The 26756-nt window shown below is 69.4% G+C and carries 27 protein-coding genes; 9 read left to right on the forward strand and 18 right to left on the reverse strand.

Going from position 1 to position 26756, the window contains the following annotated elements; translation table 11 throughout:
• The 4 genes from ACTWPT_RS51510 to ACTWPT_RS51525 form a co-directional block, all read right to left on the reverse strand.
• A complete protein-coding gene (locus ACTWPT_RS51510) occupies positions 1-1605 on the reverse strand; it encodes a beta-N-acetylhexosaminidase (protein ID WP_443184907.1) in 1605 nt (534 codons plus the stop codon).
• A complete protein-coding gene (locus ACTWPT_RS51515; RefSeq protein ID WP_443184908.1) occupies positions 1602-2417 on the reverse strand; it encodes an N-acetylmuramoyl-L-alanine amidase in 816 nt (271 codons plus the stop codon). Before ACTWPT_RS51515 ends, ACTWPT_RS51510 begins: the two co-directional genes overlap by 4 nt.
• An 83-nt stretch (positions 2418-2500) precedes the next feature.
• Complete coding sequence (locus tag ACTWPT_RS51520; protein WP_443184909.1) at positions 2501-2752, reverse strand: hypothetical protein; 252 nt, start codon at positions 2750-2752, stop codon at positions 2501-2503.
• Between the two features lie 164 nt (positions 2753-2916).
• Positions 2917-3969 (reverse strand): LacI family DNA-binding transcriptional regulator, encoded by a 1053-nt coding sequence (locus tag ACTWPT_RS51525; RefSeq protein WP_443184910.1) that lies wholly within the window; start codon positions 3967-3969, stop codon positions 2917-2919.
• Between the two features lie 144 nt (positions 3970-4113).
• Here ACTWPT_RS51525 and ACTWPT_RS51530 point away from each other — a divergent pair, with 144 nt between their 5' ends.
• Positions 4114-4764, forward strand: coding sequence for a TetR/AcrR family transcriptional regulator (locus ACTWPT_RS51530; protein ID WP_443184911.1), 651 nt, complete (start codon positions 4114-4116; stop codon positions 4762-4764).
• 110 nt (positions 4765-4874) lie between these two features.
• On the opposite strand, the gene bldC is transcribed toward ACTWPT_RS51530, so the two are convergent.
• Positions 4875-5078, reverse strand: coding sequence for a developmental transcriptional regulator BldC (gene bldC, locus ACTWPT_RS51535; RefSeq protein ID WP_013133571.1), 204 nt, complete (start codon positions 5076-5078; stop codon positions 4875-4877).
• Between the two features lie 324 nt (positions 5079-5402).
• Positions 5403-6266, reverse strand: coding sequence for a hypothetical protein (locus ACTWPT_RS51540; RefSeq protein WP_443184912.1), 864 nt, complete (start codon positions 6264-6266; stop codon positions 5403-5405).
• Positions 6267-6373: 107 nt separating this feature from the next.
• Between ACTWPT_RS51540 and ACTWPT_RS51545 the strand changes: the two genes are divergently transcribed.
• Together ACTWPT_RS51545 and ACTWPT_RS51550 are read left to right on the forward strand one after the other, a co-directional pair.
• Entirely contained in the window at positions 6374-7453 is a 1080-nt protein-coding gene (locus ACTWPT_RS51545) for a Glu/Leu/Phe/Val family dehydrogenase (RefSeq protein ID WP_443184913.1), read from the forward strand.
• Between the two features lie 151 nt (positions 7454-7604).
• A complete protein-coding gene (locus tag ACTWPT_RS51550) occupies positions 7605-7835 on the forward strand; it encodes a DUF3073 domain-containing protein (protein WP_138666154.1) in 231 nt (76 codons plus the stop codon).
• 89 nt (positions 7836-7924) lie between these two features.
• Here the strand turns inward: ACTWPT_RS51550 and ACTWPT_RS51555 are convergent, their stop codons facing one another.
• Positions 7925-8755, reverse strand: a complete 831-nt coding sequence (locus ACTWPT_RS51555) for an alpha/beta fold hydrolase (RefSeq protein ID WP_443184914.1) — start codon at positions 8753-8755, stop codon at positions 7925-7927.
• Positions 8756-8841: 86 nt separating this feature from the next.
• On the opposite strand from ACTWPT_RS51555, the gene ACTWPT_RS51560 reads away from it, so the two are divergent.
• Positions 8842-9387: a CGNR zinc finger domain-containing protein gene (locus ACTWPT_RS51560; RefSeq protein ID WP_443184915.1), complete on the forward strand. Its 546-nt coding sequence runs from the start codon at positions 8842-8844 to the stop codon at positions 9385-9387.
• A gap of 118 nt (positions 9388-9505) precedes the next feature.
• Here the strand turns inward: ACTWPT_RS51560 and purM are convergent, their stop codons facing one another.
• The 4 genes from purM to ACTWPT_RS51580 all read right to left on the reverse strand — a co-directional run bounded on the left by purM (position 9506) and on the right by ACTWPT_RS51580 (position 13332).
• A complete protein-coding gene (gene purM, locus ACTWPT_RS51565) occupies positions 9506-10531 on the reverse strand; it encodes a phosphoribosylformylglycinamidine cyclo-ligase (protein WP_443184916.1) in 1026 nt (341 codons plus the stop codon).
• Positions 10532-10598: 67 nt separating this feature from the next.
• On the reverse strand, positions 10599-12035 hold the full coding sequence (gene purF, locus ACTWPT_RS51570; RefSeq protein WP_443184917.1) for an amidophosphoribosyltransferase: 1437 nt from the start codon (positions 12033-12035) through the stop codon (positions 10599-10601).
• Between the two features lie 49 nt (positions 12036-12084).
• Positions 12085-12831: an SDR family NAD(P)-dependent oxidoreductase gene (locus ACTWPT_RS51575; RefSeq protein WP_443184918.1), complete on the reverse strand. Its 747-nt coding sequence runs from the start codon at positions 12829-12831 to the stop codon at positions 12085-12087.
• Between the two features lie 96 nt (positions 12832-12927).
• Complete coding sequence (locus tag ACTWPT_RS51580; protein ID WP_443184919.1) at positions 12928-13332, reverse strand: MarR family winged helix-turn-helix transcriptional regulator; 405 nt, start codon at positions 13330-13332, stop codon at positions 12928-12930.
• A 142-nt stretch (positions 13333-13474) separates the two neighbouring features.
• Here ACTWPT_RS51580 and ACTWPT_RS51585 point away from each other — a divergent pair, with 142 nt between their 5' ends.
• The gene (locus ACTWPT_RS51585) at positions 13475-14551 is read left to right on the forward strand and encodes a hypothetical protein (RefSeq protein ID WP_443184920.1); all 1077 of its coding nucleotides are present in this window, start codon (positions 13475-13477) and stop codon (positions 14549-14551) included.
• On the opposite strand, the gene ACTWPT_RS51590 is transcribed toward ACTWPT_RS51585, so the two are convergent.
• Positions 14548-14988: a sterol carrier family protein gene (locus tag ACTWPT_RS51590; RefSeq protein WP_443184921.1), complete on the reverse strand. Its 441-nt coding sequence runs from the start codon at positions 14986-14988 to the stop codon at positions 14548-14550. The genes ACTWPT_RS51585 and ACTWPT_RS51590 overlap by 4 nt on opposite strands.
• A gap of 126 nt (positions 14989-15114) precedes the next feature.
• Between ACTWPT_RS51590 and ACTWPT_RS51595 the strand changes: the two genes are divergently transcribed.
• Both ACTWPT_RS51595 and ACTWPT_RS51600 read left to right on the forward strand, forming a co-directional pair.
• The gene (locus ACTWPT_RS51595) at positions 15115-17172 is read left to right on the forward strand and encodes a PhoX family protein (protein ID WP_443184946.1); all 2058 of its coding nucleotides are present in this window, start codon (positions 15115-15117) and stop codon (positions 17170-17172) included.
• Positions 17173-17207: 35 nt separating this feature from the next.
• Complete coding sequence (locus tag ACTWPT_RS51600; protein ID WP_443184922.1) at positions 17208-19088, forward strand: ABC transporter ATP-binding protein; 1881 nt, start codon at positions 17208-17210, stop codon at positions 19086-19088.
• On the opposite strand, the gene ACTWPT_RS51605 is transcribed toward ACTWPT_RS51600, so the two are convergent.
• Entirely contained in the window at positions 19049-20470 is a 1422-nt protein-coding gene (locus ACTWPT_RS51605) for an MFS transporter (protein ID WP_443184923.1), read from the reverse strand. The two genes, ACTWPT_RS51600 and ACTWPT_RS51605, sit on opposite strands and share 40 nt — an antisense overlap.
• Positions 20471-20543: 73 nt before the next feature.
• On the opposite strand from ACTWPT_RS51605, the gene ACTWPT_RS51610 reads away from it, so the two are divergent.
• On the forward strand, positions 20544-21182 hold the full coding sequence (locus ACTWPT_RS51610) for a TetR/AcrR family transcriptional regulator (protein WP_443184947.1): 639 nt from the start codon (positions 20544-20546) through the stop codon (positions 21180-21182).
• A 10-nt stretch (positions 21183-21192) separates the two neighbouring features.
• Positions 21193-21939: a methylenetetrahydrofolate reductase gene (locus ACTWPT_RS51615; protein ID WP_443184924.1), complete on the forward strand. Its 747-nt coding sequence runs from the start codon at positions 21193-21195 to the stop codon at positions 21937-21939.
• On the opposite strand, the gene ACTWPT_RS51620 is transcribed toward ACTWPT_RS51615, so the two are convergent.
• The 5 genes from ACTWPT_RS51620 to ACTWPT_RS51640 are packed head-to-tail and all read right to left on the reverse strand — an operon-like array spanning position 21936 to position 26725.
• Positions 21936-22256, reverse strand: a complete 321-nt coding sequence (locus ACTWPT_RS51620) for a type II toxin-antitoxin system PemK/MazF family toxin (RefSeq protein ID WP_443184925.1) — start codon at positions 22254-22256, stop codon at positions 21936-21938. The genes ACTWPT_RS51615 and ACTWPT_RS51620 overlap by 4 nt on opposite strands.
• Positions 22253-22477, reverse strand: coding sequence for a hypothetical protein (locus ACTWPT_RS51625; protein ID WP_327587635.1), 225 nt, complete (start codon positions 22475-22477; stop codon positions 22253-22255). Before ACTWPT_RS51625 ends, ACTWPT_RS51620 begins: the two co-directional genes overlap by 4 nt.
• A gap of 29 nt (positions 22478-22506) precedes the next feature.
• The gene (locus tag ACTWPT_RS51630; RefSeq protein ID WP_443184926.1) at positions 22507-23958 is read right to left on the reverse strand and encodes an MFS transporter; all 1452 of its coding nucleotides are present in this window, start codon (positions 23956-23958) and stop codon (positions 22507-22509) included.
• Between the two features lie 45 nt (positions 23959-24003).
• Positions 24004-24666 carry a Crp/Fnr family transcriptional regulator gene (locus tag ACTWPT_RS51635; RefSeq protein WP_443184927.1) on the reverse strand — a complete coding sequence of 221 codons (663 nt, stop codon included), beginning with the start codon at positions 24664-24666 and terminating at the stop codon, positions 24004-24006.
• A 34-nt stretch (positions 24667-24700) separates the two neighbouring features.
• Positions 24701-26725 carry an adenylate/guanylate cyclase domain-containing protein gene (locus ACTWPT_RS51640; RefSeq protein WP_443184928.1) on the reverse strand — a complete coding sequence of 675 codons (2025 nt, stop codon included), beginning with the start codon at positions 26723-26725 and terminating at the stop codon, positions 24701-24703.
• Positions 26726-26756 lie beyond the last annotated feature (31 nt).

Consider the following 26756-nt stretch of genomic DNA (forward strand, 5'->3'; position numbering starts at 1 on the left):
CTACATGCTCGGCCGGGTGGACTCCGGGTCGTGCGTCATGTCCTCGATGCGGGCCATCACGTCGGCCACCCGCACGCCGCTCGGCCGGTGCGGCCGCCGCCGCTGCCACGGGTGCGGCCCGGCGAGCGGACGATACTCCACCCCGATGGCGTCCAGCCGCCCCAGGTGCTCTTCCAGTCGTCCGGAGAAACCCTCCTGGCCGGTGCCCGACCAGGCCACCTCGGCGAGCGCGCAGGCCCGCGGCCACATGCGGTAGTCCACGGTGCGGGCGTCCGGCACTCGCTCGGTCCACAACTGCGCCTGAGCCCCCACCACCCGCGCGCGTTCCTCATCCGTCCATTCCCCGGGCGCCGGCCGGAACGCGGCCACGTCCTCGACGGTGATCGCGTCCCCGATGGCCATCGGCTCGTCGGCCGTGGCCGACTCGGCGTAGTCGAAGTACAGCGGGAACACCGGCGTGGCCACCACGTCGTGGCCGGCGGCCGCGGCGCGCCGGCCCACGCCCATGCCGCGCCACGGCATGACGACGGTGTCCTGCCGTAGCCCGCCGCTGACGAACGCCTCATCCCACACCACGGCCCGTGCCCCCCGCTCGGCCAGCACGTCCGCCAGCCGCCGCAAGAACCACGCCTGCAGGTCGTTGGTGGTGGCGAGGCCCAGCGAATCCCGGTACGCGGTGATCTCCGCCGACCCGGCCCAATGGTCGAGCACCACCTCGTCCCCGCCGATGTGCACGTACGGCGTCTCGCCCAGCGCTCCCATCAGCTCGTCGAAGATCGTGGTCAGGAACTCGACGGTGGGCGGCAGCGGCGACAGGATGGCGGGGGAGATGCCCCACCGGTCCAGCACGTCGTGCCGCTCGCCGGTGGCCCCGAACGCCGGGTACGCCGCGAGGATCGCCGACGCGTGCCCCGGCACGTCAATCTCGGGAACGATCGTGACGCAGCGCGCCCGGGCGTAGGCCCCGATCTCCGCCAGGTCGTCGAGCGTGTAGTAGCCGCCGTGCGGGACGTCGTCGTACGCCGCCGGCTCCCGGTAATAGTTGATCGCCGTACGCGGCCGGTACGAGGCGACCTCGTGCAGCAGCGGGTAGGCCCGGCTCTCCACCCGCCACCCCTGGTCGTCCACCAGGTGCAGGTGGAGCCGGTTGAGCTTGTGCATCGCCATCAGGTCCACCAGGCGCAGGATCTCCCGCTTGGGGAAGAAATGCCGGGCCACGTCCAGGTGCAGCCCTCGCCAGGAGAACCGCGGCGCGTCCTCGATCCGCACCCCGGGCACGGGCCCGATGAATGAGCCCGACACCGGCCCAGCGGACCGGTAAGAGCTGCCGGGCAGCAGCTGGTGCAGCGACTGCGCCGCGTAGTAGGCACCGGCCCGCCCACCGGCCACGATCTCAATGCCCCGCGAGCCGACCGTCAGCCGGTACGCCTCCTCGCCCAGCGCGGGATCCCGCCGTACATCGATCTCACCGGAGTCGCCGGGACGCAGGTCGAGCACGGGGAGGGCCAGGCGCACGGCGTCCACCAGATCGCCGGACACGGTCGCGCCCGCGGTCAGTTCATAAGAGGCGGACAAGTGGGTGAGCAGCTCAGGGCGAGGAATCATGCTTCGAGATAGTGCTGCAATCCGTTCGCCAGCGCCACTGCGATCGTCTGCCGGAACTTCGGGTCCCGGAACTTGGCGGCCTCGACGGCGTTGCGCATGTTGCCGGACTCGATGAAGACCTTCGGCACGGTCGACAGGTTGAGCCCGCCCAGGTCGTTGCGGTGACTCAGGGCGTCGCGGCCGATGTAGGTGGAGTACGGCAGGCCGGTGCCCTTCGCGAAGGCGTCGCGTACGGCCAGGCCGAGCTTGTTGGACTTGCCCACGACCTTGTCCACGGGCCCGTTGATCTTCTTGGGAATGATGACGTGGAAGCCGCGGTTGCCCGGGGCCGAGCCGTCGGCGTGCACGGAGATCGCGGCGTCCGCCTCGGCCTTGTTGCCGATCGCGGCGCGCTCGGTGATGCACGGGCCGACGCCGGTGTTGCTGGACCTGGTCAGTTCGACCGTGGCGCCGCGGCTCTTGAGGATCTTGGCGAGGCGGGTGGAGACGTCCCACGTGAAAGCGGCCTCGCTGTAGCCGTCGTTCGTGGCGGTGCCGGTCGTGTCGCAGGGCTTCCACTTGGTCAGCACGTTGACCTTGCGGTTGATGGCCGCCGGGTCGCGGCGGTTGCCGCCGTTGTGGCCGGGGTCGATGACCACGACCTTGCCGTCCAGCGGCTTGCCCTTCGGCAGTGCTTCCTTCGCCGGAGCCTGCTGCTGCACGGCGGTCGCGGGAGCGGCCTGACCCGCCGCGGCGCCACCGGAGCCGGTGCCGCCGCACGCGGAGGCGATCAGGCCGCAGACGGCGAGTACTGACGCTGGAAGAGCACGCATGGGCTCCAAGTTACGTCAAACCCGGTACTCGAACCGTGTTTATGAGAACCCCGGTGCGCCCTTATGAGAACCCCGGTGCGCCCTTATGAGAACCCCGGTGCGCCGACCTCCTGACGATCCAGCAGGGCGGCCAGCTCCCGTGCGTCCTCGGCGTCGAGACCGAGGACGACGCGGGGGCGGCCCCACGGATGGTCGAGGGAGTGGGCGACGTAGCTGGCGACGGATTCGGCGCCGGCGTCGACCGCCCGCCCCCTGCCCGCGCGCCAGTGCCCCCAGGCGCGCTCGAGTTCGGCCGCCGCGCGCTGTGCGCAGGACACCAGTTCCGGATCACGCATGACTGTTCCCCCGGATCAGATCGTGGCCGGATGGATCCAGCCACAAATAGCATGACCCTGCCGAGTAAACCGCCGCGCGGCCACGGCGCCACGCGGCTTGACCCAGCCTTGGGCGAATCCTGCTCTAGCAGGCCCCCGTAGCGGCAGCCTGCTTTGCAGTTTCCTCAATCAGCCTTGCCGGTGCTGCGGCGGACGATCAGCTCGGGGCGGATCTCGCGCATGCGGGCGACCTTGGCGGGGTCTCCGATCCGGTCGCTCAGCAGCGCGGCTGCCGACCTGCCCATCGCGCGGCGGGGCTGGTCGACCGAGGTCAGCGAGATGTGCCGGGAGGCCGACAGGTGCGTGTTGTCGTACCCGACCACGGAGAGGTCATCCGGCACGGTCAGGCCCAGTTCGCTCGCGGCGGACAGCACGCCGAGCGCGACCACGTCATTGGCGGCGAAGATCGCCGTGGGCCTGGGGTCGCGAGTCAGCAGCGCGATCGCCGCCTGCCGGCCGCCGTCCTCCGAGGAGTCCGCGGCCTCGACCATGATGTACGGCGCCAGCGAATGCCTGCGCATCGCCACGAGATATCCCTCGCAGCGCGACGAGCGCGGGCCCTCGATGTGCGCGATGCGCTTGTGGCCGAGCTCGACCAGGTGGTCGATGGCCAGGCGGGCGCCGAGCTGATCGTCGTCGACCACGATGTCGACGCTGTCTAGCTCGATGTCACGTTCCCCGACGACGACGGTCGGCGTGTAGGCGGTGGCCTCGATCAGCGTCTCGCTGGTCGGCGGGATGCCCAGCAGGACCAGCCCGTCGACCCTGAGCTCGAGGAAGGCCTCCACGGCCTCGTCCTCGAACGCCGGGTCCCACTGGCTGTTCCCGATCAGCATGCGCAGGCCGTCGCCGTGCAGGCTCTCCTGCAGGCCGTCGAGGAACTCGGCATAGAAGGGGTTGTGCAGATCGGCGACGAGCGCGCCGACGAGGTGTGTACGGCCTTCGACCAGGCTGCGTGCGACCGCGTTCGGCCGGTAGCCGAGCTCGCGGGCGGCCTGTAGCACCGCCTGGCGCCGATGCTCGCTCACGTGCGGGGATCCGCGCAGCACGAGAGAGACCAGCGATTTTGAGACGCCGGCTCGCTCGGCGACGTTACGGATGGTGGGTCTGGGCCGAGGCAGGGCATCTACCTCTCTGAGCTCAGCGATAGTTGAAGTGTTGACGGGCGGTCCTGACATGTGTCTCCCCCGCGAGGCGGATACGGGCACCTGTCTGACCAAACGATCGAGTTAGCCGCAGGGTACGGCCTCCGTCACTGATTGACGCATGGATGCCGATATTGACCGGATATCCACACGTCAGCCATTCGATACTGTGCAGATGTGACAAGCGGGAAGTCCGGCGAGACGGTACGGCCGACGCGGCGCAGGCTCAGCGTGGACCGCCGGCGTGAGGAGCTCATGGCGGCCGCTCTGGAGCTGTTCAGCACCCGCGACGCGGAGGACGTCTCGATCGATGACGTGGCATCGGCGGCGGGCGCCTCGCGGGCCTTGGTCTACCACTACTTCGGTGGCAAGCAGGAGCTCTACGTGGCCGCGCTGAAGAGCGCGGCGGAGCAGCTGGAGTCCCGGCTGCGCCCCCAGGGGGGCGGCCGGCCGCTGGACGAGCTGGCCTCCGGGCTCAAGCGGTATTTCGACTTCGTCGAGGAGCACGCGGCCGGATTCGCCGCGCTGCTGCGCGGTGGCCCCGCCAACAGGACGGGCGAGGTCGGCGAGATCGTGGACGGCGTGCGGCGGCGGCTTTTCCGCCTCATCCAGAAGCAAATGGGCGTCGAGGAGCCGAGCCCGGTGCTGCGCACAACGCTCCGGTCGTGGATCGCCTCAGTGGAGACGGCCGGTCTCGACTGGCTGGAACACCGCGACATCGAGCGTCCGACGCTCGAGCGGATGCTCGTCGCCCACATGGTGGCGCTGCTGGGGGTGGCCGCCACCCACGACGACGCCGTGGCGGAGTTGATGCAGCGTCTGGGGTGAGGATGGCGCCGGGCGGGCGGCGCCAACTCTCCAGCAGTGGTGGACCGGGCTCAGTGTCAGCCTGGTCCACCCCTCAACCCCCCTGAGGTTCGTCAGTGACGACCCTCTGGTTACTCCGAACGCTGCTGCGGGATGCCCGCGAGCAGTGCCCGAACCTCGGTCTCCCGGTAACGCCGATGACCGCCCAGGGTGCGAATCGACGTCAACTTGCCCGCCTTGGCCCACCGCGTGACGGTCTTGGGGTCGACCCTGAACATGGTGGCGACCTCAGCGGGCGTAAGCAGTGGCTCGGCCTCGGGTGTACGAGCTGACATTTGTGCGGCCTCTCCTCCGTGTGGACCGGCTTCGCGATCCTGTGACTGCCTTTTGCGCGTGTCACGGATGTCCACCTACGGCCCAGAGCGTGCGGCTTTTCTGGGCCATATGCGGTATCACCCGATGTGACCATACCGCCACGCTGAGCGATTGGCGAGCCCTTCTTTGACCCAACTGCCCGCCCCCCGTGGCCATGTCACGCTCGGTGATTCTAGCGACACGGTTCGTGGTATCGCAGTGAAAACGGCAAACTACTCAGTTCGCAGAAGAGAGCAGCCGTGAGACGTGACCTACTCATGCAGGTCAGACGGCCGTATTGGGGCTCAGTTGGCAGATTCCAGCAGTTGCATTGACTTCCACCGGAGGATCACCCTCTGGTACATGGCGTAGGCAAGTTCTTCTTGACCCGTGTCCAGGCCCGTCAGAGCCGCCGAGAGCTCCGCCACCGACTGGTCGGCCTGCAGCGCGTCGTCGTCCATGAGGTGCACGAGACCGCCGTAGTCCAGCTCGACCAGCGAATGCGGGTGGAACTCCTCCAGCCACCGCGCGATGTCCTCCACGTCGAAGTTGGCCGCCACGTCGCCCAGATGCTTGCGCAGCACGTTGAGTGCCCGCGCCGCCCGTCTCCTGGCCTGCGCCATGGACGTGACGTAGATGAGGTTGCGTCCGGTCGCCGTGGTCTTCACGTCCTGTCCAGGAGTGGAGCCGAGTACCAGCCAGCGCTCGTTCCCATCAAACGGCACGAACCACGATGGCGGCACATGCCACGCCGTAGTGCGAATGTGCGTGCGCAACGCGGACGACCCGGCCTGACGCTTGAACCGGTCGAAGTCGTCGGCGATCTGCTCGGCCACGCCCTTGGGCACGAGGCGGTCCATCAGCTTCACGGGAGTGGTCCCGCGCAGCCTTGAGAACGCCAGCCATGAGCGCAGACGGCTCTGCCAGGGGCAAACGTACAGACGGTCTTCAACACGCCGTAGATAGGCGTTGGGGCTCTCCTGAGCGGGAACGGGTTGAGGGGGCATGCCGAGGAGGCGCATGACCGACTCGCCGTGCTCCGCATTGAGCGCGTTCGCGCGGCGCGGGCGGTCACGTGAGTCGGCGTAATCGGCCCACACCTTGCGCTCGGACTCGGCGAACGCGGTCAGTGGCTCATAGACACGGAGGTAGGCGGCATAGGGCAGCACGGAGGCATCGTGTCACGAAGCGACCCTGCATGCATCGTTGTGGCTTACTACTCTGTGAGGTGATCTCCGCCGCAACGGTGCGGCGGACCGGACAGGGAGTCACTACCGTGACCGACGTCTTCGGCACGTCCCACAAGGACGTCCACGAGCAGGTCGTGTTCTGCGCCGACGAGCAGAGCGGCCTGCGTGCCATCATCGCCATCCACAACACCGCCCTCGGGCCGGCGCTGGGAGGCACCCGGTTCTATCCGTACGAGAGCGAGCAGGCGGCCCTCGCCGACGTGCTCAACTTGGCCAAGGGCATGGCGTACAAGAACGCCCTTGCCGGACTTGACCTGGGCGGCGGCAAGGCCGTCATCATCGGCGATCCGGCCCAGGACAAGAACGAGGCGCTGCTGCGCGCGTACGGGAGGTTCGTCGAGTCGCTCGGCGGGCGCTACATCACCGCCTGCGACGTCGGCACCTACAGCGAGGACATGGACGTCGTCGCCCGCGAGTCGCGCTTCGTGACCGGCCGTACGCTGGCCAACGGCGGGGCGGGGGATTCGTCCATCCTGACGGCGTTCGGCGTGTTCCAGGGCATGCGTGCCTCGGCCGAGCGGGTGTACGGCACACCGTCGCTGCGCGGCAAGCGGGTCGGCGTCGAAGGGGTCGGCAAGGTGGGTCACCGCCTGGTCGAGCTCCTGCGCGAAGACGGCGCCGAGGTCGTGATCTGTGACGTCAGCCCGAAGGCGATCGAACGGGTCCGCCTGCGGCACCCGGAAGTGGACGTGGTGCCCGACGCCAGGGCCCTGACGTCGGCCGACATCGACGTGTTCGCGCCTTGTGCGCTGGGCGGCGCGCTCGACGACGACACCGTGGCTCGGCTGAAAGCGACAATCGTTTGCGGTGCGGCCAACAATCAGCTCGCCCACCCGGGTGTCGAGAAGCAACTCGCCGAACGCGGGATCCTGTACGCGCCCGACTACGTCGTGAATTCCGGCGGGGTGATCCAGGTCGCCGACGAGATCCAGGGCTTCAACATGGAGCGGGCCAGGTCCAAGGCCGCCCAGATCTATGACACGACTCTGAAGATCTTCCGAATCGCGGCCGATGAGGGCGTTCCTCCCGCGGTCGCAGCGGATAGGCTAGCTGAGCGCAGAATGTCGGAAGTCGGGCGTATTAGGGCTATTTGGCTGGGCCACTGACGCCCCACGCCCATACGGCGTACCGAGCTGAGCACAAAACAGGTACGGTAATAGGCGAACGATAGGCTGACGCCCAAAGTCAGGCGGCGTCAGTGTGTGGTGCGTTAGCGACGAGGGGTCGGGGACGACCCCACACGAGGGGGTCGAGCCAATGGGGCGCGGCCGAGCAAAGGCCAAGCAGGTCAAGGTTGCTCGCCAGCTGAAGTACAACAGCGGTGGCACGGATCTTGACCGTCTTCGCGACGAACTCGGGGTCGGAGACTCCAGCCGCAATGACGACGCCGACGACCTCAACGATGAGCTGGCGGATCGCTATGCCGATTACGCCGATGACTATGACACCGGAGACGACGACGATGGCCGTCCGTCCGGCCGTCGATAGCCACACTCCTGGTTGACGTGGCCGAGGGCCCGGCGTGCCGGATCCTCGCCCATGTTCGTCGGGCCCCACGGGCAACCGTGGGGCTTTCGTCACGCTTGCCGGGCAAGGAATCCGGCGATGAGCGGGGCGATCTCTGGAAGCTTCTCCTCCAGCGCGAAGTGCCCGGTGTCGAACACGTGTACCTCGGCCTCGGGCACGTCGCGCCGGTACGCGTGCGCGCCGGTCTCGAGGAAGATCGCGTCCCCCCGTCCCCAGAGCACCAGCGTGGGCGGGCGGTGCTCGCGTAGCCATGCCTGCCAGGCGGGATACAGCTCCAGGTTCGACCGGTAATCGAGCGCGAGCGCCAGTTGTGCTTGCTTGCGTCCAGGCAGCTCGAGGAAGTGCTGGTCGAGCGTCCATCCATCGGGCGCGATCAGTGATGGGTCCGTCGTGCCGTCCTCGTACTGACCTCGCGTGACCGGCAGCGTGAACAGATCCGCCACGGGGGCTTCGATGGTCTTGCGCGCGAGCTCGGAGAGGCCTTCGTCGTAGGCATTGGCGTTCTGGACGATCAGGGCGGCGATCCACTCGGGATGCCGCGCCGCCACCCGGAAGCCGACCGGGCCGCCGAAGTCGAACGCGTACCACACGAACCGGTCCAGGCCGATCTTCTGCACGAACCCCTCGACCACGTCGGCGAGCCGGTCGAAGGAGTAGACGAAACCGTCCGGCGCCTCGGTGTGCCCGAAGCCGGGGTAGTCGGGCGCGATCAGGCGGTAGCGGTCGCCCAACGCGTCCATCAGCCGCCTGTACTGGTGTGAGGCGGAGGGGAAGCCGTGCAGCAGCAGCACCGGCAGCGCGTCCCCCGGACCCGCCTCCCGGTAGAAGACTCGCACGCCGTCCACGTCCACGAACCCGTGCCGCACCTCGGGAATGTCCACGACTAATGCCTCTCTCGGTTGAAGATGCATTAGTTATACGTGTCTCCCATCTAATGGGTCAACCCAGGGATGTACCATTAGATCCCATGGAGCTCCTCATCGGTGAGCCGCTCGCGCTGGACCTGGTCAACACCCGTACCCGGGACTTCGACGCCCTCGACGCGCCCGGGGACTTCCAGACCTGGCTCACCCGCCAGGCCGACCGGCTCACTCCGCCGTCGGCCCCGCTCACGTCCGCCGGACTGGCGGCCGTCCGCCGCCTGCGCAGCCAGGTGGAGCTGGCGCTCAACGCCGTACGCGAGGGCGCCGCGCCGCCGGACGCGGCGGTCGCCGCGCTCAACGAGGCGGCCCGCGCCGCGCCGCCCTACCGCGTGCTGGAGTGGCGGGACGGCACCTTCCGCACGGGCAGGGGCCGGGATGGCGACGACCTGGCCCGCCTGCTCTCCCAGCTCGCCGAGGCCGCCGCCGACCTGCTCACCGACCCGGCCGTGGGCCGGATCCGGGGTTGCGAGGGCCCCGACTGCCGCATGGTGTTCCTGCCCGCACACCCACGCCGCCGCTGGTGCTCACCCGATCTGTGCGGCAACCGGGTGCGCGTGGCCCGCTACTACCAGCGCCACAAGAGCACCTGAGTCGCAACACATCGCGTGACCGCGACCGTGAGCTGATGCCCAGCTTGGGGAAGAGCCGCTAGAGGCGCATGCCAACCTGGCCGCGTCGGCGAGAAGACGTGAGGAGGTGTGGCGGGGGTCAGCGGTAGCGGGCCTGGCCGGTGCCTGGGACGACTTCGCCCAGGACCCAGGCGCCCAGGCCGCGGTCGCCCAGCAGGCGGATGGCGGCGTCGGCGGCGTCAGGGGCGACGATGGCGGCCATGCCGACCCCCAGGTTGAAGGTGCGGTCCATGTCCTTCTGGGCCACCCGCCCATGCCCGGCCAGCACGCCGAAGATCGGGGGAGGCGTCCAGGAGGACCGGTCGAGCAGCGCGTCCAGGTGGCCGGGGAGTGAGCGCGACACATTGCCCTCGATCCCACCGCCCGTGATGTGCGCGAAGGCGTGGACCGTGCCCGTACGGGCCAACTCCAGACAGTCGAGCGAATAAATACGGGTCGGCTCGAGCAGCTCCTCACCCAGCGGCCGCCCCAAGTCGGGCACCACGGTGTCGAGCGACAGCGAGGCCTCGCGCAGGATGTGGCGCACGAGCGAGTAGCCGTTGGAGTGCACGCCAGAGGAGGCCAGGCCCAGCACCACGTCGCCTTCCTGGACGAGGGAGGGCCCGAGCATGGCGGACGCCTCCACGACCCCCGTGCCGGCCCCCGCCAGGTCGTACTCGTCCGGCCCCATCGCACCCGGGTGCTCGGCCGTCTCGCCGCCCACGAGCGCGGCCCCGGCCAGGCGGCAGCCTTCGGCCACGCCGCCGACGATCTCGGCGATGCGCTCGGGCACCACCTTGCCGCAGGCGATGTAGTCGGTCATGAACAGCGGCTCGGCCCCGCACACCACCAGGTCGTCCAGAACCATGCCGACCAGGTCGATGCCGATGGTGTCGTGCTTGCCGTACTGCTGGGCGATCATGACCTTGGTGCCCACACCGTCGGTGGAGGTGGCCAGCAGCGGCCGCTCGTACCGCAGCAGGGCCGAGGCGTCGAACAGGCCCGCGAAGCCGCTGGCGTCGTCGACCACCTCGGGGCGGCGCGAGCGCGCCACCTTGCTCTTCATCAGGTCGACGGCCCGCTCACCGGCCGCGATATCGACCCCGGCGGCCTCGTAAGTGCTCACGCAGCCTCCTTCGTCGGCAGCGTGAGCACTTGTGCTGCTGTGTCTATGGTTCGCTCGCTACGCTCGCTCACGCCTTGCTCTCCAACACGAACTTGCCCACGTTGTCCTGGTCGATGGGGATGGGGTAGGAGCCGTCGAAGCAGGCCCTGCACAGGCGGTCGGCCGGGATCGTGGTGGCCTTGGTCAGCCCCTCCAGAGAGATGTAGCCGAGCGAGTCCGCGCCGAGCGAGGCCCGGATCTCCTCCACGGTCAGCGAGCCCGCGATCAGCTCGGCCCTGGTGGCGAAGTCGATGCCGTAGAAGCACGGCCAGGCCACGGGCGGCGAGGAGATGCGTACGTGCACCTCGCGAGCCCCCGCCTCGCGCAACATCTTGACGATGGCGCGCTGGGTGTTGCCCCGCACGATCGAGTCGTCCACGACCACCAGCCGCTTACCCTCGACGACCTCGCGTAGCGGGTTGAGCTTGAGCCGGATGCCGAGCTGGCGGATGGTCTGGGAGGGCTGGATGAAGGTGCGGCCCACGTAGGAGTTCTTGACCAGGCCCTGCCCGTACGGGATCCCGCTCTCCTGCGCGTAGCCGACGGCGGCCGGGGTGCCGGACTCCGGCGTGGGGATGACCAGGTCGGCCTCCACGGGGTGCTCGCGGGCCAGCTCGCGGCCCACCTCGACCCGGGTGACCTGCACGCCGCGGCCCGCGATGGTGGTGTCGGGACGGGCGAGGTAGACGTACTCGAACAGGCAGCCCTTCGGCTCGGCCAGCGCGAAGCGGCGCGATCGCACGCCGCGCTCGTCGATGGTGAGCAGCTCGCCCGGCTCGATCTCACGGACGAACGTGGCGCCCACGATGTCGAGCGCGGCCGTCTCCGAGGCGACCACCCAGCCGCGTTCGAGGCGGCCGAGCACCATCGGGCGGATGCCCTGCGGATCGCGGGCCGCGTACAGCGTCTTCTCGTCCATGAACACGAGCGAGTACGCGCCCTTGACCTGCGGGAGCAGCTCGGCGGCCGCGTCCTCGACGGAACGGGTGCGATCCTGGGCCAGCAGCGTGGTCAGGACCTCGGTGTCGGTGGTGGCCCTGGTCGACCCCGGAGCCAGGCGCTGGGCCAGCACCGGGGTGTTGATCAGGTTGCCGTTGTGCGCGAGCGCGAGGCCACCGACGTCGGTGGAGCTCAGCGTGGGCTGCGCGTTCTCCCACACGCTCGATCCGGTCGTGGAGTAGCGGCAGTGGCCGATGGCCAGGTGGCCGCGGAGGGTGCCGAGCACAGACTCGTCGAAGACCTGGGCGACCAGGCCCATGTCCTTGTAAACGAGAATGCGGCTACCCTCGCTGACTGCGATGCCCGCGGACTCCTGGCCGCGGTGCTGCAACGCGTACAGCCCGTAGTAGGTCAGTTTTGAGACTTCCTCGCCTGGAGCCCACACACCGAAGACGCCACAGGCGTCCTTAGGAGCGCGGTCATGGGGGTCCAGGTCATGGCCGAGCCGGCCGTCGCCCTTCAGCACATGGCTCAGTCTAGGTCGGCCGAATCCGTGCTCGCACCCCGGGTCGATATCACAGGGCGTGGGATGACCTGCCCGCATTCGACCCGTCGCGGACGAACTCCCCGGTGACGTTGCGGTTGGCGGCGGAGCCGAGGAAGACGATCAGCGCGGCCAGGTCGTCTGCCGTGGACAGGCGGCGGCTGGGCGTACGGGCGGCGATCTGGTCCAGGACCGGCTGCGGGATGGGGCGGGAGACGCCGGTGACCGTGAGGCCGGCGACGACCACGTTCACCAGGATGCCGTCCCTGCCGGCCTCCCAGGCGAGGGCGCGGGCCATGCCGTGCAGGGCCATCTTCGCGGTGCCGTACGGGCCGGGACCCGGCAATCCCTCCTCGGCCGCCCCGGACGACACGAACACGATCCTGCCGAACCCGCGCCGCCTCATCTCAGGCAGCACGGCCTGGGCGAGCAGGGCGTTGCCGACGACGTTGGCGTGCAGGGCGGCCGTCCATTCCGCGGCGGGCACGTCCTCGAAAGGAATGCTGTTGGGCATGATCGTGCCCCAGCGGACGGCGTTTGCGACGAGCGCGTCCACCGGGCCGGCCTGGGCGACGGCGGGCGCGATCGTCGTGTGGTCCTCCAGGTCCAGGTGGACTGCCGCCGCCTCGCCGCCTTCCGCCTCGATCCGCTTGACGATCTCGGCCGCCCGGTCCGCGCCGGAGTTGTAGGTGATCGTGACGCGCGCGTCCGTTTGGGCGTACGCGAGCGCGGTCGCGGCGCCGATGCCCGACGAGCCACCGGTGATGAGAACGTGCATGTAAATTTCCCCTCAAAATCTAGATTAGCCGACTAATTAGCCAGCTAACTCGATGATGTGTTGCCGCGCAAGGGTGGTTCGCTGGAAGTGAAAGGGTTAGAGGCGCTTGCGGACGAGGCTGGCGAGCAGATCGCGTTCGGCGTCGGCCAGGCCGCGCTGGAGGTCCTCGTCCAGCTTGTTCCAGATCTCCTCCACCGGCTCGCGCAGCGCCTTGCCGGCGTCGGTGAGATGCACCCGGCCCACTCGCGGCCGGTCCGGATCGGGCGCCCGGTAGACGAAGCCGGCCCGCTCCAGCCGCTGCAGGGTCTTCGTCACGGTCGGCGGCTCGACGCCCAGCCTGGCGATGAGCTCACCCTGCGTCAGCCCGTCCTCGCGCCACAGCTGGTTGAGCAGCATCTCCTGTCCCACGTGGAGGCCGAGCGGCGCCAGGGACGCGGCCAGCTGGTTGCGCTGCGTCTTCATGAGCTTGATCAATGCGTACGACAGGGTCTCGTCCAGCATGTCCTCATCTTGCCCGTCACCTTCTGCTTTGGCGCATGGAGACCCAACTATGGACGTCCTCTTACCGTGTCATGTGGTTTAACCGACGCCCTCCGCGAAAGGGTGAAGTATCCGGCATGCAAACCCGTCGGGAGACGCAGACGTGACCACATCTGGGGATCCGAACGAGCCTCGCCAGGGCAAGGACCCGCGCGAGGACCGTACGGAAGAGGGCGAACACGAGCCCAGGCCCTACGAGCCCGGGCCGACGGGCGGCGACGAGACCCCGCCCGGATGGTCGGCCGGCGGCCCGCCCGGCACCGGACCCACGGGCGGTGTCGTGCCCGAGGAGGAGCCTTCGGGCACCCCTGCGCCGGGACCGACGCCGCCGGACGTCCCCGAGCCAGAGCCGGAGCCGCCGGCTCGCGAGGACGAGGAGCCGATCGCGCCGGCGCCACCCGTGGTCCCGCAGCCTGACGTGCCGCCCACGCACGAGCCACGACCGGCCGGCGAGCCCAGGCACCCCGACCTGCCCACCGCGCCCGAGACACCGGAGCCGGCGGGCGGCGACGCCGAGACGACTCCGGCGTACCCGATCCCGGGGGCCACGCCGCGGTATCCCGGCTGGGAGGGCGCGCCGCCGCAAGAGGAGCCGGGGAGGCCGGAGCCGTCCCGGTACGAGCAGGGTGCGCCGCAGGAGGAGCCGCCGAGCAGGCCGGCGCCATCGCGGTACGAGCACGGGGCCCCGAGCGGCGGGCCGCCCGTCACCCCGTACGGACAGTACGCCGCAGGCTCACAGGAGCAACCGCCCAGCGTGCCCGGCACCACCCCGTCCAGCCCGTACGGCGGCCCTCCGGGTTACGGGCCGCCCCCGTCCGGAGCCCCGTACGGGGCCCCAGGCCCTCCCTACCAGCCTGGGCAGCAGGACAGGACCGGCCAGGGCCTGGCCACGGCCGCGCTGGTCCTCGGCGTGGCGAGCCCTTTCCTGGTGTTCGTCTGCTTCACCGGCCTGATCACCGCGATCCTGTCGATCGTCTTCGGATGCGTGGCACTGGCCAGGCGCGCGGGCAAGGGCCGCGCCATCGCCGGCATCGTGATCAGCGTCCTGTCCCTGATCCTCTTCGCGATCGTGGCCCTCTGGTTCTGGAACGTGGTCCAGCAATGCGCCCACCTCCCCAGTGAGCAGGTCGACCGCTGCTTCGAGGAGAGGTTCCCCTGGATGAGCGCGAGCAGCCGCTAACGCAGCGGCAGGTGGCCTGACAGATCGGCGCGGGACCCGCTGGCGGAGATCGCGCCTTTCGCCATGGCCTCCTCCCACGTCAACCGGCCGAGCGCGAGCTCGATCCAGGTCCGCCCGTCGGTCTCGACCACGTTCGGGGGCGTGCCCCGCGTGTGCCGGGGCCCGGCGATGGCCTGGACGGCGGCGTACGGTGGGACGCGGATCTCGACGGTCCGGCCGGGCGCGGCGGCCGCCAGCTTGTCGAGCAGGTAACGCACCGCCTGCCTGGCCGCGTCACGCTCCGGCCGCAGCCCCTGGTCGTAGGCGGCCAGCACGGCCGCGACGAGCGCGTCGGGCAGGGCGGACGCCGGCCCGTCGTAGGGAGGCTCGTCGAGGGCGACCAACTGGCCATCGAGGGCTGCTCTCAGCCGTTCTGGATCTACTTTGCGTGCAGGCACCCCACCATTGTCTCCCGGGAAGCGTTCATCGAGACGGAGGTCTTCGTTCACCTTCGGTTTCAGCGGTGGCCGTAGCGTCCCCGCCGTACAACCGCGCACTTATCTGGAGGACCTGTGGCGAACCTCATGGGGGGCCGGCAGCTGCTGCCGCTGCTTTCCACCCCGCACAAAGGTGGCCGATCCGCGCTGACCTGTCAGTTCCGCTGCGGCAACGCGTGCGCGCACGATGACGGCAACACGACGGACAACACCTATTTCGGGGATGTGGTCAAGGAGGCGCTGTCGCGCCGGGGCATGTTGCGGGCCGGCGCACTGGGCGCCCTCGTGGCGGGCGTGGGCGTGGCCGGTGCGACACCGGCATTCGCCGACCCCGAGGCCGGGGCCGAGGCCAAGGGCCGGCCGAGCGGTGGCAGCGGCGATCTGCGCTTCACCCCTGTGCCGCCGAACAAGGAAGACGCGTTGCGCGTGCCTGACGGCTACAGCTCCTCCGTGGTCGTGCGCTGGGGCGACCCGGTGCTGCCCGGTGCGCCCGCTTTTGACTTCGACAACCAGACCGCCGACGCCCAGAGCAAGCAGTTCGGCTACAACTGCGACTTCGTGACGCTGTTCCCGATGGGCCGCGACCGTGCGCTGCTCTGGGTGAACCACGAGTACAGCGACGAGACGCTGATGTTCCGGGGTTACACGGGCGGGGCCGCCGCGACCGAGGAGCAGATCAAGATCGGGCTGGCCGCGCACGGCGGCTCCATCGTGGAGATCGAGCGCAAGGGCAGCGGCGAGTGGAAGCTGGTCACCAGCGGCCGCCGCCGCTACAACCGGCGCATCACCGCCCAGACCCCCATGAAGTTCAGCGGCCCGGCCGCGGGCAGCGCCCTGCTGAAGACGGCCGCCGACCCCCAGGGGGTCAAGCCGGTCGGCATGCTGAACAACTGCGCCGGCGGCACCACCCCGTGGGGCACGGTGCTGACCGCCGAAGAGAACTTCGACCAGTACTTCGTCAACGCCGACAAGGTCCCCGCGGAGCAGAAGCCGTACGCCACCCGCTACACGCTCATCACCGGCACCCCGTCGGGCAACCGCCGGTTCGACCGCGTCGAGGAGCGCTTCGACCTGGCCAAGCACCCGAACGAGGCCAACAGGTTCGGCTGGATCGTGGAGATCGACCCGTTCGACCCCGACTCCACGCCGATCAAGCGCACCGCGCTCGGCCGCTTCAAGCACGAAGCCGCGACCACCACGATCGCCAAGGACGGCCGCCTGGTCGCGTACATGGGTGACGACTCGCGCTTCGAGTACGTCTACAAGTTCGTCTCCAAGAAGCGCTACATCCCCGGATTCGACCGGCACAACCGGACGCTGCTGGACGAGGGCACCCTGTTCGTGGCCAAGTTCACCGGCGACAGCCCGAAGACCGAGATCGACGGGTCCGGCAAGCTGCCCTCCGACGGCCTCTTCGACGGCTCCGGCGAGTGGATCCCGCTGGTGTCGGGCGACAAGTCGTACGTGGACGGCATGACTGCCGCGGAGGTGCTCGTCTACACCCGCGTGGCCGCCGACAAGGTGGGCGCCACCAAGATGGACCGCCCCGAGGACGTCGAGCGCAACCCGGTCACCGGCGCGGTCTACGTGGCGCTGACCAACAACAGCAACCGCACCGCGGCCCAGGTGGACGAGGCCAACCCGCGTCCCTCCAACAAGCACGGCCATGTCCTGGAGATCGTCGAGCAGCGGAACGACGCCGGCGCGACGAAGTTCGCCTGGTCGCTGCCGCTGGTCTGCGGCGACCCGAACGACGCCTCCACCTACTTCGTCGGCTTCGACAAGACCAAGGTCTCCCCGATCTCGTGCCCGGACCAACTGGCCTTCGACCGCGACGGCAACCTGTGGATCGGCACGGACGGCAACGCGCTGGACAGCAACGACGGCCTGTTCGTCATGCCGGTGAGCGGCAAGGAACGCGGCTACCTGCGCCAGTTCCTCACGGTCCCCGTCGGCGCCGAGACCTGCGGCCCGATGATCACCCAGGACCAGCGCAGCGTGTTCGTGGCCGTGCAGCACCCGGGCGAGACCGACGACGCGAGCCCGGAACAGCCCTCGAGCCACTGGCCGGATGGCGGGGCCGGCCAGCCGCGCCCGTCGGTCGCCGTGGTCTGGCACAGCAAGGGCAAGAAGATCGGCGCTTGACCTCAACTTAACTTGAGGAACTAGCGTTCCATGCCATGAGCATGGAAGTGACCGCCTGGCACCAGCTGTATTCGATGAACAACCGGCCGGAGCGTCGCCCTCTGTCCAGGGCGACGCTCCGGCGCATCAGCGGCTTCGCCCGCCCGCACCGCCGGAAATTGGCGCTGTTCATGCTGCTCAGCGTGGTGCTGGCAGGTCTGGCAGTGGCATCTCCACTACTCGCGGGCCGGGTGGTGGATGCGATATTCAACGCCGAGCCGCTGGACGTGGTGGTCGTGGTGGCGCTGGCCATCGCGGGCCTGGCCATCGCCGAGGCAGGGCTGGGCCTGGTCAACAGGTGGCTGTCGGCGGGCATCGGCGAGGACCTGATCCTCGGCCTGCGTACGGCCGTCTTCGACCACGTACAGCGGATGCCGGTCGCCTTCTTCACAAGGACCCGCACCGGCGCGCTGGTCAGCCGGCTCAACAACGACGTGATCGGGGCGCAGCGGGCGTTCACCGACACCCTGTCCGGCGTGGTCGGCAACCTCGTGACGCTCGCGCTGACGCTCACCGCGATGATCGGCATCTCCTGGCAGATCACGCTGCTCGCGCTGCTGCTCCTGCCGATTTTCGTGCTGCCCGCCCGGCGGATGGGCACCAGGATCGCCCGGTTGCGCCGGGAGGCCGCCGACCACAACGCCGCCATGGGCACCCAGATGACCGAGCGGTTCTCCGCGCCGGGCGCGACGCTGGTGAAGTTGTTCGGCCGGCCCGCGCACGAGTCGGCCGAGTTCGCGAGCCGGGCCAGGCGGGTTCGGGACATCGGCGTGCGCTCCGCCATGAACCAGTCGGTCTTCGTGACCGCGCTGACCCTGGTCTCGGCGCTGGCGCTGGCCCTGGTGTACGGCCTCGGCGGCTTCTACGCGCTGCGCGCCGAGCTGGCGCCCGGCGCGGTGGTGTCGATGGCCATGCTGCTCACCCGCCTGTACGCCCCGCTGACCGCACTGGCCAGCGCCCGGGTTGACGTGATGAGCGCGGTCGTCAGCTTCGAGCGGGTCTTCGAGGTGCTCGACCTGAAGCCGCTCATCCAGGAGAAGCCGGACGCCGGGAAGGTGCCCGACGGGCCGGTCTCGGTCGAGTTCGAGGACGTGCGGTTCGCGTACCCGTCGGCCGACAAGGTCTCGCTCGCCTCGCTGGAGGAGGTGGCCGCGCTCGACACGCGCGGCGGCGTCGAGGTGCTGCACGGCGTCTCCTTCCGGGCCGAACCCGGCCAGATGGTGGCGCTGGTCGGCTCGTCGGGCGCGGGCAAGTCCACGATCGCCCAGCTCCTGCCCCGGCTGTACGACGTCGACTCAGGCGCCGTCCGGCTCGGCGGCGTGGACGTGCGCGGCCTGACCTTCGACTCCATTCGCGACACGCTCGGCATGGTCACCCAGGACGGCCACCTGTTCCACGAAACGATCAGGGCCAACCTGCTGCTGGCCCGGCCGGAGGCGACCGAGGACGAGATCTGGGACGCGCTAACCAGGGCCAGGCTGGCGACCCTGATCGAGTCGCTGCCCGACGGCCTCGACACCGTGGTCGGCGAGCGCGGCTACCGCCTGTCGGGCGGCGAGCGCCAGCGGCTCACGATCGCCCGGCTGCTGCTGGCCAGGCCCAGGGTCGTGATCCTGGACGAGGCCACGGCGGCGCTCGACTCGACCTCGGAGGCGGCCGTGCAGGCCGCGCTCGGCGAGGCGCTCGCGGGCCGGACCGCCGTGGTGATCGCGCACCGGCTCTCCACGATCCGCGCAGCCGACCTCATCCTGGTGATCGAGGACGGCCGCGTGGTGGAGCGCGGCACGCACGCCGAGCTGCTCGCCGCCGGCGGACGCTACGAGGAGCTGTACCGCACTCAGTTCGAGGACCCGACGGTGACGGAAGTGGCCGCCTGAGGCTCCTGCGGGGTCCGTGCGGTCCGCAGGGCGTAGAGCGCGACCGGGATCCCGGCCAGCACCACGATCGCCGCGATGACCAGCGTGAACTGGTAGGCGTCGAGGAAGGCCGGCAACGGCGGCAGGTCACTGGCGCTCTGCCTGGAGGTCAGGATCGCCCCCAGCACGGTGATGCCGAGCAGCCCGAACACCTCGCGTGAGACGTTCAGCATGCCCGAGGCCACGCCTGAGCGGTCCTTGGGCATCCCGCTGAGGATGGCGGCGGTCAGCGGCACCAGCAGGCCGCCGCCGAGCCCGTACAGGATGAACCAGGGCGCCACGTCCGCGTAGTCGCCGTCGGCGCCGACCCCGGAGAGCAGATAGATGGACGCGCCCATGAGCGCCATCCCGAGCGCCACCGTCGGGCCCATGCCGAGCCGCGCACTCACCCTCTGGGACAGGATCGCCACCACGGCCATGACCAGGGCCATCGGGACGAACGACGCGCCGGCCTCGGTCGGGGAGAAGCCGAGCACGTTCTGCAGCCAGAGGGCGCTGAAGAAGTAGATCCCGAAGACGCCGAACGACCAGATCCCGCTGGTGAGCAGCCCGCCCGTGAACGTCCTGGACCCGAACAGCGACATCACGATCATCGGCTCCGCAGCCCGCGTCTCGACCAGCACGAACGCCACGGCCGCCGCCAGGAAAACGCCGAACGCGGCCACGATCTCCGGCGAGCTCCAGCCGGCCCGTTCGCCTTCGATGAGCGCGTACGTCAGCGCGAACAGCGCCAGCGCCGACGTGACCAGCCCGGGCAGATCGAGGCTGTGGCGCACTCGCCGGAGCTCGGTGATCGCGGGCCGGACCGCCCACAGGGCGAGCCCGAACGTCACCAGCCCGATCGGCACGTTGATCAGGTAGATCCAGCCCCAGTGCAGGTTCTCGCTGATGAAGCCGCCCGCCACCGGGCCGAGCGCCATGGACAGCGCCCCCGAGGCGCTCCAGATGCCGACGGCCCGGCCCCGCTCGCCCGGATCGGGGAAGATCTGCCCGATCAGCGCAAGCGCGGTGGGCGTGAGCAGAGCCGCCCCCACACCCTGCACACCGCGCGCCGCGATCAGCACGCCCCCGCTGGTGGCCAGCCCGGCGGCCAGCGACGAGACCGTGAAGACCGCCAGGCCGCCGAGGAACACCCGGCGAGCCCCGAACACGTCCGCCAGTCGCCCGCCGGCCAGCATGAGCCCGGCGAAGACCAGGATGTACGAGCTCACGATCCACTCCAGCCCCGAGATCGTCAGCTCGAGCTCCCGCTGGATGGTCGGCAACGCGACATTGCCCACGTTGTTGTCCAGATAGGTCATGAAGGTGCCTAAGGTCACCGCGACCAGCGCCCACCAACGCATGACAAACGCCTCCTATACGCTGTACTTGTACGTCGTATAGTTCAACTTGTACGGCGTATAGTTGTCAACCGTGATGGGAAAACTGAGCGCGCAGGCCATCGCCGAGCGGGCCCTGGAAATCGGCGACGCCGAGGGACTCGACGCCGTGACGATCAGGCGTCTGGCCACGGACCTCGGCGTGACGCCTATGGCCCTCTACTGGCACTACAAGAACAAAGAGCAGCTGCTCACCGGCATGGCCGACCACCTGATCGCCGGCTTCGTGCCGAAGCCCGCCGACGAGCGCCCGTGGCAGGAACAGCTGCGCGACCTCATGGTGGGTCTGGTCAGGACGCTGCGCGCGCACCCGTGCGCCAAGAATGTGTTCGAGCAGGTCGACGTGGTCACGGTGCCGAACTTCCTGGCCGTCTGGGACCAAGCGCTCGGCCTGGCCCGCAGGGCGGGGTTCGACGTGGAGGAGAGCTGCCTGATCAGCAAATATCTGCTGCAGAGCGCCGTCGCCATCGCCGACGCCCCTGTGCACGTCCGGCCCGGTGAGGAGTACATCGTCAGGGCCAAGCAGGCCGGCCTGCGGTCATTGCCCATGGAGAAGTACCCGTACCTGGTGGAGATGGCGGGGCCGCTGGTCGACACGCTGGACCCGATGCTGTACGACACGTTCGGCGTCGATCTCGTGCTCAGCGGCATAGAGGCGCTGGCGGCCAGGCGTTAGGGTCGTGTTCGTGACCTTCGAGCTGATCTGCGAGATCGAGCCCCCGACCAAACCCGATCTGAAGCACGTCAGGCACCAGATCGGCACGCTGGGCAAGATCGCTCACTCGTTCCTCATCCCCGACAACCACATCGGCCGTGCGACGGTGTCGAGCGTCGCCGTGGCCCACGAGGTGGAGGCGATGGGCGGGCGCGGCATCGCCTGCCTCAACTCCCGCGACCGCAACCTGCTCGGTTTCCAGCGCGACCTGCTGACGGCGGCGGCGTACGGGGTGGACCAGTTCCTGTTCGTCTACGGCGACAAGCCCACGAGCGGCAACCGCACCAGCGACCTGACGGTCCGCTCGATGATCGAGGAGGCCAGGCAGTTCTCGCCGGACTCCCGCCTCGGCGCGGCCGCCGCGCTGCGCCCGCTGCCGGCCTGGAAGCGTACGGCCGACTTCCTGTTCGCCCAGGTCAGCTTCTCGTTGGAGGCCCAGCTGCGCTGGCGCGAGTCCCACCCGGTGGACGTGCCCGTCTACGCCGGCGTCATGGTGTTGGCCAGCGAGCGCCACGCCCGCACCTTGGCCGCCGCGATCCCGGACATCGCCATCCCCGACGACCTGGTCGCCCGAGTGGCGGCGGATCGCATGGCGGGCGTCGAGGCGGCCTGCGAGCAGGTGCTCGCGCTCCGCGACTCCGGCGCCTTCGCCGGCGTCCACCTCATCCCGGTCTCCCGCTACCGCGACGTGGAATCCAGGCTGGCCGCCGCCCTCTAGATGAGGCCGAGCTTCAGCATCAGGGCTCGGTCGAGATCTGCGATCTCGTGGGCTTCGAGCGCCCCCTTGAAGTCGCCGAGCCTCGATGGCGACACGGAGTAGATCTGATCCGTGAGCACGCGCGACTTCGTCCCGTTGAACTCGACCTCGGGCCGGTAGACCGCAGGCCCGGCGCTCGCGGATGTCATTGCTATCGTGATGGTGCTGGTGGAGAAGTGATCCGACTGGATGATCATCGCATAGCGGCGTCCCTGTTGCTCATGATCCCGAGTCCCTGGAAGCGCTTTGATCTCATAGATCGCGCCCCGGAATATCACTCCGCGACGCCCATGAACCGCTGGATCGCCAGCATCTCGGCCTGGTCGTCAGGATCGTTCCGCAACCGGTCCGCATCCGCCGCGGCCTGCTCCAGCAACATCTCCTTGTAGGTGCGAAGGATGGCGTAGCGGACGGCCTCGGACCGGCTTCTCGTCTCTCCTGCAAGCGCGCGGAGGGCCGTCTCCATGGCCTCATCGGTGCGTACGTTGAGAGTCCCCATGTGAGGAGTGTAACACATTTTGTAACACACTAACGGAGACGAGGCCGTGCCAGGGCGGCCAGGAGCGCGCCCGCCACGGCCACCGTGAACAACACCGCGTACGCGTGCTGGAACCCCTCCATCAACTGCCCCACCGCCACCGGTGACAGCTCGGACAGCGTGCCCGCGTAGACCTGGGCCCGCAGCCCGGGCCCCACGCTGCTGGTCAGGACGCTGAGCGACAGGCCCACGCTGATCACGATCCCGATGTTCATGACCATGACGCGGAAGCCGTTCACCACGCCGAGGCTGTCCTGCGGCAGCGCCCGCATGACCTGCGTCGTGTTGCCGGTGAGGAACGTCCCGCTACCGCACCCGGCCACGAACAAGCCGATCCCGATCACCCAGTACGGCGTGCGCGGGTCCGCCGTGAGCATCAGCGTGCCGAGCCCGGCTGCGCTCAGCACCGCCCCGCCGATGGACAGCGCGTACGGTGACACCTTCCTGCCCAGCATCCCCACGATGGGCGAGGCCAGCCCGATGCCCAGAGGCACCGGCAACACGCTCAGCCCTGCCTGGAAGGCGTCCAGCCCTCGCGCCGCCTGGAAGTACAGCGCCACCACCAGGATCAGCGCCGAGCGGGCCAGCGCGTTGCAGAACGAGGCCAGGTTCGCGTACGCCAGCAGCCGCCCTCCGAACAACCGCAGATCCAGCACCGGATTGGCGGATCGACGCTCGGCCAGCACGAGCAGCGGCAGCAGCAGCACGAACACCGCCGCCCCGGTCAGTACCACGGGGCTGCCCAGCCCGCCCGAGCCCGCCTCCGACAGCGCCAGCAGCAGCGCCGACAGCGCCGCGAACACCAGCACGTTGCCCAGCGCATCCACCGGCTGCCGGGGCCGCCTGGGCATCTTGCGTAAGACGGCCGCGCCCCAGCCGAGCGCGATCAGCCCGGCCGGCACGTTCACCCAGAAGATCCACTGCCAGCCCGCGGTCTCCGCGATCAGCCCGCCGAGCGTGGGCCCGGCCAACTGCGCCACCGACAACGTCCCGATGTAGACACCCATGCCCTGGCTGAGCCGCTCCGGCGGGAACGCGTCGGTGATGATCACGGTGCCGTTCGCGAGGATCATGGCCGCGCCGATCGCCTGCAGCACCCGCATCCCGACCAGGAACCACACGTCCGGCGACAGCCCGGCCAGCAGCGAGGCCAGGGTGAACAGGGCGAACCCGCCCAGATACACCTCGCGTCGGCCCAGTAGGTCGGCCACCCGGCCGAAGAACACCAGGCTGGCCGTGTTGACCAGCAGGAACGACAGCAGGATCCACCCGGACTCCAGCGCGCCGGCGTGGAAGTGCCGCACCACCGTGGGCAACGCGACGTTGAGCGTGCTGCCCGCGATGCCGATGAGGAGCAGCCCCAGGCCGGTGACCGAGCACACCCGCCAGGCGTACCGAAGGCGGCTGTCGTCTTGGGAGTCTTGGGGGGTGACCGCGACCATGCCCTCCACTATGACGTACGACGTACGTCCGTTTTGTGATGGGGGTTACCGGGCCCTCTTCCTCAGCCCGTCGAGGTCGTGGATCACCACGCGCCGCCGGCCGGTCTCGATCAGGCCGCGGTCGCGCAGGGTGCGCAGGGCCTTGCTGACGGCCTCCCGGGACGCGCCCGTCCATCCCGCCAGCTCGTCCTGCGACAGCGGCAGCGCCACGCGTACACCGCTGTTGGTCTTCTCGCCGTAGCGTTCGGCCAGCTCGATCAGCCGGGTCGCCACCCGCCCTGTGGTGTCGAACGCGCCGTACTCGATCCGCTTGCGGTCCGCGTCCCGCAGCCGCCCGGTGACGAGCTGCATGAGCAGCACGGCGATCCGCCCGTGAGCCTCCAGGAACGCCGGGAAGTCGCGCACCACGATGCCGGTGATCGGTTCCAGCGCGGTCACCGTGGCCGAGCGCGGGGAGCCGTCGATGGCCGACATGTCGCCGAGCAGCCCACCGGGGCCGCGCACGGCGAGCACGACCTCGGTCCCGCTGCTCGTGTGCGAGGAGACCTTCACCCGGCCTTCGAGCAGTACGAGCACCCAGTCGGACGTGTCGCCCTCGCTCATCACCGCCGTGCCGCGGTCCCAGCGCCGGATGCGACCGGCCGCGCGGAAGGCTTGCGCTTCCTCGTCGGTCAGCATGGACAGGAACTCACCGGGCTCTGGAATCATGCGCCCGATTATGTCGGTACGTGGTCCGCACTTTCTATGACAATTCTGTCAGAACGTAGGCTGCCACGAGCTCTTCCTTACCCTTGAGGCTGAGCCTGCCGAGAGGGTTGACCGACGCGCCGCGGCCCAGTTGCTTGAGCGTCGTCTCCCCGATGACGACCGTGCCCGGCTCGGCGATGCCCTCGAGCCTGGCGGCCACGTTCACGCAGTCACCCATCGCGTTGAACCCGCGCAGCTCGGGGCTGCCGATGTTGCCGACCAGGGCCGGACCGGTGTTGACGCCGATACGGAACGTCGGCCACGGGATGTCGTCCACGCGCTTCCACGCCATCTCCTCGGCCACCTCGGCCGCTGCCCGCTGCATCTCCAGCGCGGCCTTGCAGGCGGCCCTGGCGTGCCCGGGCTGCGTGGCGGGGGCGTTGAACAACGCCAGCAACGCGTCGCCGACGAACTGCACGACCGTGCCGCCGTTGTTCAGGATGCAAGGAACGGCGGCCGTGTGGTAGCGGTTGAGCATCTCGACGATCTCACCGGGCGTGACCTGCTCCGAGAACGTCGTGAAGCCCTTGAGGTCGGCGAAGAGCGCGGTCAGCTCCTTCAGCTCGCCGCCGAGCGCCGCCTGCCCGGGGTCGGCCAGCAGGGCGTGCGCCACGTCGGGCGACATGTACTGGTGGAACAGCGTGTGCAGCTCCCCGTAGAGCCGGGCGTTCTCCAGGGAGATCGACAACTGCCCGGCCAGCGTGGCGGCCAGCGCCTCGTCCTGGCGCGTGCGCCCGACGGGCACCTCCAGCACGCCGGCCAGCTGGCCCTTGACGGTCAGGGGAAAGGCCAGCAGGTGCTCGCGTCTGATCGGGTCGCCACCGGCGAACCGGTACACGCGCGAGCCGATCTCCGTCTTGCCGTCCGAGACAAGGGCGATCTTGACGTCGCCGAACGCCTGCCGCACCCGCTCCAGCGACGTGGCCAGCAGCTCCTGCTCGGCCAGGCCGACCTTGGTCTGGGCGCTCACGTCCACCAGCGCGGCCAGGCGCTCGGACAGTTCGCGCTCGTTGGCCAGCGCCTCGCCGGCCCGGTCGAGCACCGCGGCCTGGCCCTCGTTGAGCCGGAACTTGCCCGACAGCCGGGTGGCGGCCAGCGGCTCGCCCCTGCGTACGTGCTCGACCAGCTCCTCCAGCGCCCGGTCGTAGTCCTGCTGGATGCGCTGTACGGTCGCCGCCAGCGTGACCGAGTCGAACAGGCCCGCGCTCGACCCCTCCCGCCTGAACTGCAGGTATGCGCTGTAGGCCACGAAGATGAAGGCCATGGTCAGCAGCAGGTGCCATTCCCACCAGGACAGGGTCCAGTTGAGCTGCGACATCCCGGCGATCATGGCCTCGGCCAGCAGCGCGTACGCGGTGATCAGGCTGATCAGCATGGCCGACGGGCGGCGCCGGTGAATGAGGAACATCATCACACTGGCCGCGCCGTACAGGAGGACACCCGGGAGGGACGCCCAGGCGAACCAGGACAGCGGCTCTGTGGTTGGTGCCTCACTGAGCGGCGTCAGCCCGGAGATGAGCGACGCGAGCCCCCAGACGATCATGAAGCCGAAGAGCAGCGCGCGGATGAAGTGCTGGGACCCCAGCACCCGCTTGGCCGTCTGCTCGCCCAGCGGCAGAGCCGAGGCGAAGGCGAACGCGCCCGCGATCGAGAGCCCGACCTGCTGCCCAAGGTCGAACCCGAGCGAGCCGGTCGGCAGGATGATCTGCGGCGTGGCCAGGCCGTGCATGAAGAAGAACCCGGCGCTGCTCAGGAAGACCATGGACACCAGGAACAGCCGGGCGTCCTGGCGCCGCCGTGACGCCTCGCTGATCATCACACCGAGCACCACGTTGATCCCGGCCACCGCGATGATCATCCAGAAGTGGCTGTGGTTGTGGTGCCACATGATGTTGATCTGCGGCTGGGCGAGCAGCAACCAGAGGCCGAGCAGTGGCAGGGCCAGGTGAATCCCCCAGACGACGCCTCGGACGGGTTGCGTGGCCGGAGGCAGGTAGGGGGAGGGGCTTGTGGTTGACACAGACCGATTATCCATCCGAGATCGCCGCAGC

The sequence above is a fragment of the Nonomuraea sp. 3N208 genome (assembly GCF_052245935.1).
GTDB lineage: Bacteria > Actinomycetota > Actinomycetes > Streptosporangiales > Streptosporangiaceae > Nonomuraea.